We start from the raw sequence: 14,246 nt of genomic DNA, 5'->3' as shown, positions 1-14,246 counted from the left end.
ACACGATAGAAGCGCCCCGGGCATCGGGGCAGCGGATTCCGGATGTCGGCCCCCTTCGCCCGTCCGGCCGTGTTCCACGTGAAACATTCGCCGGAGGGGGCGCTGGCCGGTCCCGGTCAACTCCTCGCTCGCCAAGCGACGTTCGGCCCACGAGTGAAGCCTCCCTGGGAAGGCTCGATGCCGCCTCACGAACCGCAGGTATCACCCCGTCACACCGTCGCTCAGGCCGTACTGTTGGGGAATGGTCGAGGGGACGTACAACAGCGTGAGCGGACACGCGGACACGGTGGTCCAGGCCGCCCGCATCGGCGAGCTGCATGTGCACGGAGCAGCGGCCTCTCCGGCCCCACCGGCGCCGTACCAGCTGCCGCCCGCCTTGGCGCACTTCGCCAACCGGCATGACGAGCAGGCGCACATCGCCCGGGCGGCCGAGGGCCACTCGGAGCACGCCGGTCCGCTCGTCGTGGCGCTGAACGGGATCGGCGGGATCGGCAAGACGGCTCTGGGCTTCCACGTCGCGCGCCGCCTCAGCGAGAGATATCCCGACGGGGTGCTGTACGTCGACCTCGACGACCTGCGCGTGGACGGCGGCGTGGAGGTGGCGGACGCGCTCGGCCACCTGCTCACCGGCCTGGGTGTCTCCCCGGACTGGCTGGAGCGGTCCTTCGCCGGCCGCACGAAGCAGTACTGGACCCACACCCGGGACAAGCGCCTCATCGTGGTCGTCGACAACGCCCGCTCCGGCACGGAAGCCGTACCGCTGCTCCCGGCGTCCGCGGGGAGCCTGGTCATCGTGACGAGCCAGGGGCTGCTCTACGACCTCGACGGCGTGGCCTCCGTGGAGATCCCCGTGCATCCGTTGGCCGTGGACGACGCGGTACGGCTGCTCGGGCACATCGTGGACGATCCGCGGCTCGCGGCGGAGCCGGACGCCGTGACGGAGCTCGCCCGCGGCTGCGGCGGGCTGCCCGCCGCGCTGCGAGTGGCGGGCCAGTGGGTCCGCAAGTACCGCAGGCGCAGCCTGTCCCGCCTGGTCACCGAGCTCACGGCCGAGCTGCACGAGAAGGGCATCCCCATGGTCGAGGCAGTCTGGGACGCCGCGTACTCGGGGCTGGGACAGGACGCCGCCCGGCTCTACCGCCTCCTGCCGCAGTACCCCGCTCCCGTCGTCACGGCCCCGCCCGCCGCCGCGCTCCTCGGCAGCGACCTCCGGACGGCCGAGGACGCGCTGGAGGAGCTCGAAACAGCGGGCCTGCTGGAGAACCGCCCCGAGGGACACCGGATGCACGACCTGCTGCGCGGCCATGCCGAACGCCGCGCGGGCCAGGCCGACCCCGCGGGAACGGACCGCGCGGATGCCCGTCTCGGGCTGGTCCGCTGGTACAGGCGCCAGTCCGCCCGGGCGGACCTGCTGGCGGCGGGCCCGCGCATGACCTTCGCGGGCCTCGATACCGATGCTCCGGCCGGTGACGTCCCCGACGTCACGTTCACGGGGAAGACGGAGGCTCTGCGATGGCTGGAATCGCATCGGCTCGCCCTGTACGGCTGCGTCCGGCTGGCCTTCGAGAACGAGCTCTACGAACACGCCTGGGCCCTGTGCGAACCGCTGTGGACGCACTTCCTCGACCATCCGCACTACGCCGACATCACGGACGCCTTCCGCGCGGGCGCGGCAGCCGCCGACCGGCAGGAGCATCTGCCGGCCATGATCCGCATGCGCTGCCAGCTGGCCAGGCCGCTGTGGGAACAACAGCAGTACGGTGAAGCCGCCGAACAGCTGCGGCAGGCGCTGAACGCGTCCAAGGCGCTGGGCAGGACGCCGCAGGAGCGCAAACTGCGGGCATCGGTGCTGGAGTTCCACGGCCTGCTGAAGTCCGCTCAAGAGGACTGGGACGGGGCAGCCGCCGATTTCGAGGCATCCCGGCAGGCCCACGAAGCGATCGGGAACGCGTACGGCGTGCTGCTCCAGACCTACCTGCTGGGCCGCACCGCTCTCCAGCAGGGCGACCCCGCCCGTGCGGTCACCCTGCTGGACACGGCGCACAGGATGGCGCGGGAACAGGACCGCGAGCGCATGACATCACGGACCGGCTTCGAACTCGGCCGCGCCCTGCGGCATGCCGGGCGCCCGGTGGAAGCGGGCGCACTCGTCCGCGCGGCGCTGGCGCACTCCCGCGAGCGGGGCTCGACGTTCGACGAGGCACGTGTCCTGACCGAACTGGCCGCCCTCGCCGACGACCTGGGGGAGACCACCGAAGCGGAGGAACACCGCAAGACGGCTCGCCTGCTGGCCGAACGCTTCGGCGGCGTGCCCGACGGCGGCCAGAGCTCCTAGGCAAGAGCTCCTAGGCAAGAGCTCCTAGGCAAGAGCTCCTAGGGCAGAACTCTTGGGCCAGAGCCCGTAGGTCAGGTCAGAGCTCGTAGGAGAGATCCGCCTCGTCGGCCGCGGCCAGCTCGACACGTACGGCGAAGGGGCCGGTGTCGCAGACGAGCGATACCGGCAGCGCCCTCCGCGGGGAGGTACCGCTCTGTGGGGAGGTACCGCTCCGCGAGGAGGCGCTCATCCGCGCGGAGGCACCGAGCCAGGCGTGCACGGCCGACACCACGGCCCCCGGATCGGCGCGCAGGACACGGCCGTCGGCCCTGCACGCCTCGACGCGGACGCTGAACAGCCCCGCCGACCGGCTCCGGACCAGGCACCGCTCCGGGGTGAGGACCACGGCGGCGGTACGGCACCCCGGAGCCTCGTCCAGCATGCGAGCCGTCCAGCCCGCCGCCGTCCAGGTGCTGGTGGTGCCGGTGTGCGGCGCGGGCGAGGCGGGCCGCGCACGACGCCACAGCACCGCCGCGCTCTGCACATGGCGCGGGCCTGCTTCGGGGTGCTCGGCCGCCACGTGGTGCACCGGCTCGGAGGTGAACGGCGGGAAGCGGGATATCTCGACGCGTTGCCCGGCCACCTCGGCCCGGACCGCGAAGGCCGTCGGGCGCCGGGGCGCGGCCGGGCGGGGGAGCGGATGCGGAGCCACCGCGACCTCCCTCGGCTCCAGCCTCAGCAGCCGGTAGAGCTCGGACCGGAGCCGCGGCAGAGCCTGGCCCGGCAGATCGAAGGCCGCGTCGGCGAACTCCCGGGTGTCATGGGCCCCGGCCGCCGGAAGGACGTGCACCAGGTCGGCGGCCTTGGTCAGCTGGGGCACCTGGGCGAGCAGCCGGGCCATGGGACTGGCGGGGAGCAACTCGCCCCCGCCGTCGTACGCGCCGACGACCGGCCGGCCGAGCGCGGCCGCGTAGAGGGCCGTCGACCCGTGATCGGTGACCACGGCGTCGGCCGCGACGAGGAGGGCCGCCCATTCCTCGTACGGCCTGGCCAGGACCATGCCCGCGGTGAGGGCGGGGGCGAACTGGCGGGAGAGGTCGAACGGGCCGGTCCGGCTGTGCTCGTTGGGGTGGAGGACGAGGGCGAGCTGGTACTCGTCGTACGGGAGCCGGCCCATGAGCTCGCCCGGCAGCTCGGGCCGCCGCTCGAGCAGCGACTCCTCCCCCCAGGTGGACGTGAGGACGACGAGACGGCGTTCCCCCGTGCCCAGAGCGGCGCGGTAAGCCTCCCGATGGCCGAGTGAACCGAGCAGCCGGTCCAGGGTCGGGTCACCCACCACGGTCGCCCGGCCGACGGCCGGCGGACAGTACTCGGCGAGGCGGCTGAGCTGCTCCTCGTGCGCCAACGCGTGGAGCGCGGCCCAGGGCTCGCCGTCGACGAGCAGATAGTGCGGATCGAGGCCGGACGGCAGATCCGGCGAACCATCGTCCCTGACGGTCTTGTTGAACCCGGCACCGTGCGGAAGCAGCACCCCGGGCCCGGAAAGCACCCGCAACGGCCCCTTCGGACTCGACGTCAGGATCAGATCGTGCTCGCGCTCACACGCCTGCTCCCAGCTGACGGTACGAGCCCCGGCACGCTCCAGGGCGGCGAAGGCATCCACGTCGAACGCGGAGCCCGGCACCAGCGTGAACCGGACGCGAATGCGCTCGTCCCCGTCGAAGACGGGCAGCACGTCGAGCAGCCGATGCAACGCCCCCGCCGACCGGACAGCGAGCAGCACAGCCCGCTGCCCGCTGCCCGCTGCCCGCTGCCCGCTGCCCGCTGCCCGCTGCCCGCTGCCCGCTGCCCGAAAAAGCGTTAATTCTACCCGAAGATCCATAAAGGGGCGCGCCGTTCTCGTCGAGCGGGGCGGCGTTGTCGGGGGCCTCTTGCGGCATGGAGTTGATCGTACCGGCGGCACTTTCCGCTACCCGGGCGGCAGGTCGCCTTCCGATACGAGGCAGGCCGGTGCGGTGCCACTCCGGCGTCCGGACGGGCACGGCGAGGCCGAAGGCACCGCCGGGCGGCTCGGCCACCAGAAGGCGCGGCCCACGTCGAGGGACGAGGGACAGGGCAGGTACCAGCACGGACCGCACCAGGAACGTGTCGATCAGCACGCCGATCGCGACCACGACACCGATCTCGACGAACGCCACCCGCGGGGCGCTCGTCAGCGCGGCGAACGTCGCCGTCAGCACCGCGCCGGCGCTCGTGATGACGCCGCCGGTCGAGGTGAGGCCGGACAGCACGCCCGCCTTGTGGCCGAGCACGCCGACCTCCTCGCGGATCCGGTGGATCAGGAAGATGTTGTAGTCGACGCCGAGGGCCACCAGGAACAGGAAGCCGATGAGCATGACCTGGATGTCGACGGCCGGGAAGCCCATCACGTGCTGGAAGAGCACCCAGCTGATGCCCAGCGCGGCGAAGAAGGACAGCACCGTGGTCGCCATCAGCAGCACCGGCGCGACCAGCGCCCGCAGCAGCAGGACGAGGATCACGAAGACCACGCCGAGGACCAGCGGGATCACCACGCGGCCGCCGCCGACGGTCAGGCCGAAGCCCTTCGCCAGCAGACAGGAGATGGCCTGGGTGGTGACGTAGGCGATGCCCACGTCGACCAGCGGCAGCAGTCACAGGATGGCGCTGCGGTAGGTGAAGAGCAGCAGGCCGGCGACGACCAGGACGGTGATCAGGGTCAGGGCGTGGCCCGTGGCCCGTGGACTCGCGGGCGTCCGCGGCGTCCAGGGAGTTGCCCACGGGACCCGTCAGCTTGGCCTCCAGACTGTCGGGCAGGCTGCCCGTCGCCTGGTCGCGGACCTTCTTCGCGCTGTCCGCGAGGGTGGCGGTGTCCTTGTCGAGCGGGACCATCACGGCCATGGCCTTGCCGTCCGCGGAGGCGTGGGCGGGCGCGACCGGGCGCACGGCCATCGGGCCGAACGCCTTGACGTCTGCCGCGATCTTCGCCTTGTCGGCGTCGGTCAGGCCGGTGCCGCGGGCGTGGACGACGACGCCGTTCGAGACCTTGCTGTCGGCGAAGCGGCCCGCGAGGCGCGCGACATCCGTCGACTCGGCGCCGCGCGGCATCTCGATGGTCGTGTCGTTCTTCTCGATGTCCGAGATCTTCCCGGAGAGCGGTACGACGGCGGGGGCGCGGGGGAGCGCCCTCGCGTGGCCGGAGGGCTCGCGAGACAGCGGCTTCACGTGCCGGAAGGCTCGTCAGGAAGGCTCGTCAGGAAGGCCTGTCAGGAAGGTTCGTCAGGAGACGTCGCCCGGTCAGGAGTTGAGGTAGGCGAGCACCGCGAGCACACGGCGGTTGTCGTCGTCGGACTGTGCCAGGTCGAGCTTGGCGAAGACGCTGGACGTGTGCTTGGTGACGACCTTCTCCGAGACCGTCAGCCGCTGCGCGATCGCCGCGTTGGAGCGGCCCTCGGCCACCAGCGACAGCACCTCGCGCTCCCGGGGCGTCAGCCGCGCCAGCGGCTCGTCGCGCACGGTGCCGGAGAGCAGCTTGGCGATCACCTCGGGGTCCATCGCGCTGCCGCCCGCCGCCACGCGCCGGACCGAGTCGATGAACTGGGCGGTGTCGAAGACGCGGTCCTTGAGCAGGTAGCCCACCGCGCCGCCGCCGTCGGCCAGCAGCTCCCGGGCGTACAGCTGCTCCACGTACTGCGAGAGGACCAGCACCGGCAGTCCGGGCACCTGCCGCCGCGCCTCGATCGCGGCGCGCAGCCCCTCGTCCGTGAAGGTCGGGGGGAGCCGCACGTCGACGAGGGCCACGTCGGGCCGCTCCTCGACGAGGGCCTTCACCAGGGAGGGGCCGTTGTCGACCGCGGCGGCTATCTCGAAGCCGTGGGCCTCCAGGAGCCGCACGAGTCCTTCCCTCAGAAGGAAGAGGTCTTCGGCGAGGACAATACGCACGGAATCTCCATCGTCACCATGGTCGGGCCGCCCACAGGGCTGTTCAGGGCCAGTATTCCGTCGAATGCGGAGAGCCTCCGCTCGATGCCGTGCAGCCCGCTGCCGCCCGACGCGTCCGCGCCGCCGCTGCCGTCGTCGGTGACGCTCATGCGCAGGGTCTCGCCGTCGTGCCGCAGGTCGACCCAGGCGCGCTGCGCCTCTGCGTGCTTGGCCACGTTGGCCAGCAGCTCGGAGACCGCGAAGTAGGCGGCGGACTCCACCGGGTCGGAGAGCCGGCCCGGCACCTCCACCGTCACCTCGACGGGCAGCGGGATATCCAGGGCCAGGGCCCGCACGGCGTCGCCGAGGCCGCGGTCGGAGAGCACCGGAGGATGGATGCCGCGGACGAGGTCGCGCAGCTCGCCGAGCGCCTTGGAGGAGGACTCACGGGCCTCGGCCAGCAGGGCGCGGGCCGCCTCGGGGTTGGTGGCCATGAGGGATTCCGCGGCGCCCAGGTGCATGCCCATGGCCACCAGCCGGGCCTGCGCGCCGTCGTGCAGGTCCCGCTCGATACGGCGCAGCTCGGCGGCCTGGCTGTCCACGGCCACGCTGCGGGTCTCCGTCAGGTGCCGTACGCGCTGGGCGAGTTCGGTGCCGGGGGCCGGGCCCAGCAGCGTCCGGGTGAAGAGGGCGTGCGCGGTCAGCAGCCGGGGGCCGGCCCACAGGCCGAGCGCGAGGACCGCGAGGCCGAACGGCACCGTCAGCCAGGACTGCGCACTGGACGCGCCGTGCACATGGATCGGGCCGTACCAGTCGTTGTAGCCCGCCGCGGTGAGGGTGTCCCACAGGAAGGGGAAGACGAGCCCCTCCAGGCCGTACACCAGCAGCGCCGCCGGGAGCAGGGCCAGGAAGCCGCCGACGGCCGGGTCGGCGATGGCCCACAGCATGTCGCGCCAGGTCGCCGGGTCGGTGAGGATCCACTGCACGCGGCGGACCCGGCCGATGAGCCCGGGCTCCGGCTCCGGCTCGGGCCGGTAGGGCTCGGGGATGCTCACCCCGGACCAGGCGTGGGCCAGCCGCCGCGAGCGGTTCGCCAGGAGCCGTAGGCCGGCCACCGTGAGCGGCAGCAGGAACAGGCCCACGCCGATGCCCAGATAGACCAGCGAGGCCAGGGTCAGCGCGAACATCACCAGCTGCGGGATCTTCTGCGCGAACAGGGCCAGCCCGCGCAGCGCCGGTGCCCACAGCCGTTGCGGGCTGAGGTCCAGCCCCTTCGATGCGCGCGCCACGACAACCTCCTCGTTCCCCCGAGACCCCGGTGGCCTCGCACAGCCAAGTCTGACCGCCGACCGCGTCGCGCACATTGGGCCTTGCCCCCGGAAGAGGGGGGACTTACGTCACCCCCCCCGGAGACGGGCCGGTCCACGGAGCCGTCGGGAACGGCCTCGATCAGCGACGACCGGGCCCCTGGGTGATCTGCCGGACCGGACCGTGAAGCCCCCTCTGGTGAGCAGCTCCCGCCACTCACACAAGACGCCCCGGGGCTCTTGTGGGGCAGGTCACTTTCATGGCCGACGGCTCGTCGGCAGCCCTGCGGGGAGGGCGTGGGAGAAGGAATCCAAGATCTTCTCCCAACGGTTCTCCCAAGCTGCCCCAGAAACGGGGTCTCGGGTGGTGTGGAGGGGGTTTCGGGAGCGGGTCGGCTCCCAGATGGCTCCCAGAGCCGAGCACGGCGCCGACGTCCCTACGCATGGTGCGATAGGTCGTCCACAAGGAGATCGAGGATCGCTTCTTCATGGAGCGCGACGCCGGGCGCGGTCAGCACGACCGAAGCCGCGGCCTCGCGGACTGTTCTGTAGCTCGGGCCAATGACGGTCAAGGCCGTTCATGCCGGCAAGGCGCGGAGGGCCACGCGTTGATGCTGTGTGCGACGCACTCTCGACTGTGAGCGGTATTCGGTCAATCCCTCACCGATCAGGCCGGTTGAGTGCATTGTCGTGTTTGCGGTCTGGTGGTTCCGGGACTTCACCATGATGATGCCCGCCGTGTCAGTGAACGGGGGGCGGGAATGGGGTTCGGTCGGGGACTGCGTGTACGAGAGGGGCGCGCCCCGGAAGGGGTGGTCGATGGGCCCGCGATACCGGTTCAGGCCGGGCCTGTCCCCTCTCACGGTGGCGGCTCTGGTGAGGTGGACTCGACCTCGTCGGAGGTGACAAGGCTGCTGTGCCAGGCCGTCTACACCCGTCCCGACCGGGTCAAAGCCGTCAAGGCGTGGTGGAGCAAGATCCGGGGCAAGGATCAGAAACCGAACAAGCCGCGGCGCAGTACTCGTAGACGCATCTACTTGGAGGGCAGCGACGACTGCCCTCCCCTGGGTGAGCCCATGGCCCAGTGGGTACGTGATCACGTTCTCCACGGGCCGCCGTTGCCTGTCCCCTCGTACGGATTCGACCTCGTGCCCGTCATCGCGCACAGTCTGCGCGCACGGAGACGGCGTCGGCTGCGGCGAACGCTCGTCCTGCTCCTTGCCGTCGGTGTTGCGTACGAGGTCCCCCGGGCAGCCGTCGTGTGGGGCGGAGCCGTCTTGCTGGCTTGCCTCATGCGGTGGGCCGGGCTGCGGGCAGCCCGTAAGGGCAAGAAGTCGAGGTTGGCGCCCTCGCCCCGTCTGGCGTACCTCGTTCTGTGTGTGCCATGGATACTCGCGGTAGTCCCCTACGAGCCGATACGCGGCGAGGCGGTCGCTCTGCGGACCGGGCTGCTCCTGCTGCCGTTCGCCCTGCTGGCCGGGGCCGTACTCGTCTGTGCGGGAGATCGCCTCATGGCGCGGGCGGGGTTGTCCAGGATTGTCCGGGACGGCATCGCGCCTGACGGCCTGCCCTGGACGTCTGCGAAGGCCATGCGTCGGATGGCTCTCATCAGCAACGAGCAGACGCGGCTCGAACTGCCCTATGACCATCCGGAAACCTTCGTCGGAGCCGGACGCTACGTATGGGGCGTGGCTGACATCGGTATCCCACTCAAGCCCAAGGACTCAGAGGTATCGATCAAGCCCTTCGGCGAGCGGGAGCTGCTGCGGCGGATGGGCGACGCCCTCAGGGAACTGGGCCGTGGCGCACGAGAGATCACCGATCCCCTACCCGGCTTCTCCGTCACGGAGATTCTCGGGCTGCCGTCCGAGCTGTGGCTTCGACGGACCCGTGCCGGGAAGTTGGAGCTGCCGGACCTGCGCGGCCGGGGCCGCCGGTCACCGTCCAGCGTGCCGGACCGGCTCTATTTGCGGGCGCAGTGCGTCAGTTGGGACGGCCAGGTCGTGGTCACCCTGTTCGCGCATGCCGCACTGGAGGCAGGCGAACTACGGCTTACCCTGCGCCCCCACGTGATGACGCCCCTCTACAACGAGCTGAGGGTGACGGACTCACCCGTCGCCAAGCGCGCAGCGAGACTTTACGGCTGGGTGGTCGTGCAGTCCCTGTTGGACGCCGTCCACGGCCCCCTCGCACTGTGGCGGCTGGTGACCCGGCTCGCCCTCGGAGTGCAGCCGGAAGGTGGCCGGGCCGAGGGAAAAGATCCGGTCAGCCTCCGGGACCGGTACTCCACCGAAGAAGTCACCGACATGCACCAGGCCGACGACGCGAAGCGGCACGTCGTCCTCATGCAGACCTGCGTCTTCCGCACGCTCTCCGCCTACCTCGAAGAGCTGGGCGTCGACACCGTTGCGTACGAGCGCCAGGTGGCCGCGGTCATCGCCAATATCCAGGTCTACGGCGACAACAACGCACCCATCCAGAACGTCGTCGGCAGCGGCATCAGCAATGTCGGCCAGGACAACAAGACTCAAGGAGGATGAAGTTGATGGTTGTAGGACGTCGCCGCCCCGAACCGGAACAGGGACACGGCTCGGGTATCAGCATCGGCGGTAACAACATCGCCCCGCTCCAGAATGTGGTCGGGCAGAACATCTCGAACGTCCACCAGTCGGCGTCCGTCGAGAGTCCCGCCGTCAGCATGGAAACCGTGCGCGACATCCTTGCCGCATTCCGAACCGAGGTGGATCAGAACGGATCGGTCCTGCCGAACGCACAGGTGCTCCGCGCTATGGCGGACTCCATCGACACCTCGCTGACAGCCTCGGATGCACCGGCGATTGGGGCGCTGCGCGGGGCTGTGCAAGCGTTGCCGGCTTTGGTGGCGGGGACCGTGGTGCAGCAGGGGGGTGACGCGCTCGCTCACGCCCTTGCCGGATGGCTCGGCTGAGGTGGCGGCTGCGCCAATTCCTGGCTGGTCCGATCGACGATTCCGGTGGTCGGTATCGTCACCGTCTCACGTGACAGCTTGCGGTCCGTGCTTCGCAGGCGCAGCTAGCCGAGCCCTTCACGGCTCGTTGCAGCCTCGGCGACCGATCAATGGCCAGCGCTCGCTTCACCGTGTTGTCGAGATTCCTCAGGAGGTTCGCGGTCATCCGGATAGGGAGCCGCTCAACCCGGAACGGGCACGAGGGCTCTCTTGTGACGGCTGAAACCACACGGTATCGGCCAATGTCGCGTGAGGTGCCTGAAGAGATGGCGTGGAGTTGCCACTTGGAGGCTTGATCGCTGGCAGGATCGGTGCCTCTGAGCAGCGTGCACGCGTGTGCGAATCGAAGTGGCAATGAGGTGGGGGCGGTATGGCCAGAGGGCCGGAGGTCAGTGAGCGCGTTCGCCGGGAGCTCTGGAGACTGGCAAACGGCATGTGCCAGATGTGTCGGCGGGAGCTGGACCCTGGGGCTGCCGGACGTACCCCAACGGCTCAGGCGGCACACAATGTGGCACTCAGCGATCATGGGCCCCGAGCGGACCCCACCCTGCCGATCGAGGCCAGGAACGCCGTATCGAACCTCCTGTTGTTGTGCTCGACCTGCCACGACATCGTCGACAAGAACAACGGAGAGGCGTACACCGTTGAGGAGCTGTCCGGACTCAAGGCGGAGCACGAGACCTGGACCGCCGCCCTGAGGAAAGCCGGGCAGGCGTGGAGGATGAGCTACAGCAGCATCGACTACCTCAACGTGCCGAGAGTTGCGATGCTTCCGGGCGGGGATGTCGTGCAGCAGGCGGCTCAACGTGCCGGCCTCGACCCGACGCGGCCGTTCTCTGGGCAGGGGTTCGCCCCCGGGATGTTCGTCGGGACTGTGCGTCCCGTCTTCGAGTCGTGGCGAGGGCACGCTGTTCCTCTCGGCGAAGCGCGTCTGGACGCGATCCGGCAGGGGATGTACGTGGCGTTCAACGCGCCGATGCGTAGCCGCAACGTGTCCAACCGGCCGTTTCCTCGGCCGCTCACCGGAACATGGCAGGACGACCCCTACCTGTCCTTTCGACTGGGCGGGCGTACGGTCATGATCCGGTATGACCCGCAATGGCTCACCACCACTACCGCCGGCACGGACTTGGTCAGCGCGGCGACAGAGCAGGCCACCTATGCAGGGATCGGCCTTGTTGTGGGTGAATCCGCCGATGCGATTCGGATCTCCGCGCTGTTCTTCGGGAAGCCGCAAACCGCAGAAGGGGCGTTCATGAAGTACGTCATTCAGGGTGAGGACGAGACCGTAAGGATGGTTTCTGTCGACGACTTCGAGACAGGGCTGTCGTCGCACGGGTCGGGATCGCGGCTGCTGGGCGCTACTCGTGACCCAAGCAACGATGACGTCACTGTGGCACTGCACTTCAACGAACTTGAGGTCGACCCGGGGCAGATCCAGCGTGAGACGTTCCGGCAGCTGATGCGGGTGGTGCCGGAGTTCCGGCGCGATCTCACGGTCGCCGTGGGCAATCTCGTCACCCACTCAGGGCTGACCGGCCTGCCGAAGCCGCTTGACATCGCAGCGGCCCACTTGGCGGGTGAGCCCAAGGTGTGGTCGACGCACTCCATCAACGCTCTGGGCACTCTGCTGGCGGACGTGGAGGTGGCCTTCGCCCTCGTCCGTGGCGTGCGCAGAGGCCAACTCGATGACTTGCACCAAGCGCTCCTGGCCGAGTCGGAGAGCTACCTCGGGGCGGTCGAGGTGAATCTTCAGCGCCCGACACACCGGCATTTCTACGGCGTGAGCCCCCGCTATCGACTCGTCGAAGCGGATCTCCGACTGCTGTACAGCGCCAAGGAGTACTACGGGGAACTCGGCGACTGGGATCACAGACCTCGCGAACTGCTTGATGAGTGGGAATCGGAGGAGATCTTCAGGAGCGTGGCCTGGGAGGAGGACAAGGAACAAAGCGCTGCTGACGAACGCCAGGCTGAGGAAGAGGTGTCCGGGTGGTTGGCCATGATCGACCCGGACGAGGCAGCAGCGGATTGATGGCCCCTGCCCCGTAGGCGTACAGCACTCTCCGCTCGCACCTTGCCGTAGACAGATCCTGAGGACCGTGGTCACCGGTGGCCGGTGGCACTGTGTCCTCCCGGGCGAGCACGCGGGGTAGTCCACGGACTATGGCTCGCACCGTGGTGGCCGTGGCCCGGCCAGACGCAGGTCTGACAGGACTTGGTGAGCCAGTTTGAAGGGCTGGTTGCGGGGGCCGTGGGGTACGGAGGTGGCGGATTCGAAGCCGCGCTGTGCGGCGAGGGCTCTGGGGCCTACCAGCCCGGTGAGCCGGTAATGCCGCCAGAGGGGAATCGGCCGACCGGCATCGACCACGATGAGGTCGGGCCGACGCCAGACGACCAGCGCCCAGGCTCCCCCGCCGGAGTCCGAGCCCGAGTCGGCCCAGGCCCCGACCAGGGGCGCATCCTCGGCGGCGCCGACTGCTTCGAGTGCCACGCGCGGGGTTGCTGAAGCGTCCGGTGACATGGAGGAGGAGCCGTCCGTGGCGGTGTACGTCGCGCCCCTTCTCGGCGGGGGACCATATGGCGTCGGCGAGGGGATCGTCCTGGACGACGTCCGACGCGACATCGAGCACGGCAGCCTGGTCGACAGCCGGGCCGAAGTCTGTGTCGAGCAGCGTCGTGTACTCCGTGACGTACGCGGAGTCCACAGCGGGAAGCAGGTGGCCGACTGCCTGGGAGGCTTCGTTGAAGGCGAGTGTCTCGGGGGTGAGTTCGTAGCGTGGGGCGTGGCTTCGGAGCACGGCGAGGGCGACTGCGGCGAGGCTGCCGACCTGGGGCTCGATCCGCTCGGGAGGACCCAGGTGGGGAGCGAGGGCGACGAGGCGCTCCCCCCAGCGCCGGTATCTACGGCGGACTTCCTGGTCGGCCTGCCGGAGGTCGGGCAGGGTGGCGGTGCTACTCGCTTCGGCACCGGCTGCCTTGGGGTCGTGCTCTGCTGCCACGGCCTCCGCGTCGTCATCGTTGAGGGTGGCTTCGATGTCATCGATGAACCGCTCGTCCCAGGAGACGGGCAGCAGGTCCTGAAAGGGCGTGCTGATGTCGGTGGGCAGGGGGAGCCCCAGCGCGAAGCGCGTGAGCGGATGTCCGACGCGTCCGGCGCATTCGTCCAGATAGCGCTCCCAGCCGTCCTCGTCGCCGTCCAGCGGGGCCATCGTGACCGCACCGCCAGTGCTGCTGCTCGCGGATATGCCCGCTGGGGTGGGGGCCAGTCCCGTACGGAGGGTTTCCAGGTCGCCCAGGAATCGTTCGGCGAGCCGGGGATCCGCGAACAGGTCGGGAGGCCGTGTCGTGGGGGCCTGGGACTGAGTCGGGGTCATTCGGCGCAGGGCGCGGTCAGGGTCGACGACGAACACGATGTTGCCGAAGATCGGTACGCCGTTGCTGTCGACTACGACCAGGCGCACACGGCTGCCCGCATCGGCCGGAGCCGTCACCGTCAGCGTGGCCTGTCCGGGCGGGATGTCGGCGATGCGCTCCCATGCCTCCGGCGGCGCTGCGGCCTGAGACAACTCTAGGTGAGCGGTGTCGGAGAGAGGCTGGGCCACGCTGATCTCCAGGCCGTCCGGTACGCGTAGGGCACCGAGCAGCAGTGGCCCACTGTCGGCGATGGGGCGGGGGAAGGGGCGGGACTGTGTGCAAC

At 69.9% G+C, this 14,246-nt stretch carries 10 protein-coding genes and 1 pseudogene; 5 read left to right on the top strand and 6 right to left on the bottom strand.

The window, feature by feature from the left end; genetic code table 11:
- The first annotated feature begins 241 nt into the window (after positions 1-241).
- Positions 242-2,335, top strand: coding sequence for a tetratricopeptide repeat protein (locus K6I34_RS05305; RefSeq protein WP_229322896.1), 2,094 nt, complete (start codon positions 242-244; stop codon positions 2,333-2,335).
- A gap of 76 nt (positions 2,336-2,411) precedes the next feature.
- Here the strand turns inward: K6I34_RS05305 and K6I34_RS05300 are convergent, their stop codons facing one another.
- The 5 genes and pseudogenes from K6I34_RS05300 to K6I34_RS05280 form a co-directional block, all read right to left on the bottom strand.
- On the bottom strand, positions 2,412-4,019 hold the full coding sequence (locus K6I34_RS05300; RefSeq protein WP_374230816.1) for a translation initiation factor 2: 1,608 nt from the start codon (positions 4,017-4,019) through the stop codon (positions 2,412-2,414).
- Positions 3,913-4,968: an MMPL family transporter gene (locus tag K6I34_RS05295; RefSeq protein WP_229322895.1), complete on the bottom strand. Its 1,056-nt coding sequence runs from the start codon at positions 4,966-4,968 to the stop codon at positions 3,913-3,915. Before K6I34_RS05295 ends, K6I34_RS05300 begins: the two co-directional genes overlap by 107 nt.
- A gap of 172 nt (positions 4,969-5,140) precedes the next feature.
- Positions 5,141-5,440: pseudogene (locus K6I34_RS38810) on the bottom strand (hypothetical protein); the annotation flags it as partial.
- A 189-nt stretch (positions 5,441-5,629) separates the two neighbouring features.
- Positions 5,630-6,274: a response regulator transcription factor gene (locus K6I34_RS05285; RefSeq protein ID WP_229322893.1), complete on the bottom strand. Its 645-nt coding sequence runs from the start codon at positions 6,272-6,274 to the stop codon at positions 5,630-5,632.
- Positions 6,238-7,542 carry a sensor histidine kinase gene (locus K6I34_RS05280; RefSeq protein ID WP_229322892.1) on the bottom strand — a complete coding sequence of 435 codons (1,305 nt, stop codon included), beginning with the start codon at positions 7,540-7,542 and terminating at the stop codon, positions 6,238-6,240. The genes K6I34_RS05285 and K6I34_RS05280 overlap by 37 nt, the downstream gene beginning before the upstream one ends.
- 920 nt (positions 7,543-8,462) lie before the next feature.
- Here K6I34_RS05280 and K6I34_RS05275 point away from each other — a divergent pair.
- The 3 genes from K6I34_RS05275 (at position 8,463) to K6I34_RS05265 (ending at position 12,581) form a co-directional block, all read left to right on the top strand.
- Entirely contained in the window at positions 8,463-10,100 is a 1,638-nt protein-coding gene (locus K6I34_RS05275) for a hypothetical protein (protein WP_229322891.1), read from the top strand.
- Positions 10,097-10,507, top strand: a complete 411-nt coding sequence (locus K6I34_RS05270) for a hypothetical protein (protein ID WP_229322890.1) — start codon at positions 10,097-10,099, stop codon at positions 10,505-10,507. Before K6I34_RS05275 ends, K6I34_RS05270 begins: the two co-directional genes overlap by 4 nt.
- A 547-nt stretch (positions 10,508-11,054) precedes the next feature.
- Positions 11,055-12,581 (top strand): hypothetical protein, encoded by a 1,527-nt coding sequence (locus K6I34_RS05265; protein ID WP_229322889.1) that lies wholly within the window; start codon positions 11,055-11,057, stop codon positions 12,579-12,581.
- A 129-nt stretch (positions 12,582-12,710) separates the two neighbouring features.
- Here K6I34_RS05265 and K6I34_RS05260 read toward each other — a convergent pair whose 3' ends face one another.
- Positions 12,711-13,040, bottom strand: a complete 330-nt coding sequence (locus tag K6I34_RS05260; protein ID WP_229322888.1) for a hypothetical protein — start codon at positions 13,038-13,040, stop codon at positions 12,711-12,713.
- A 46-nt stretch (positions 13,041-13,086) separates the two neighbouring features.
- On the opposite strand from K6I34_RS05260, the gene K6I34_RS05255 reads away from it, so the two are divergent.
- Positions 13,087-14,121, top strand: a complete 1,035-nt coding sequence (locus K6I34_RS05255; RefSeq protein ID WP_229322887.1) for a hypothetical protein — start codon at positions 13,087-13,089, stop codon at positions 14,119-14,121.
- Positions 14,122-14,246: the final 125 nt, after the last annotated feature.

It is taken from the genome of Streptomyces sp. UNOC14_S4 (assembly GCF_020740835.1).
Lineage (GTDB): Bacteria > Actinomycetota > Actinomycetes > Streptomycetales > Streptomycetaceae > Streptomyces.
This window is presented reverse-complemented; position numbering and strand designations above follow the sequence as displayed.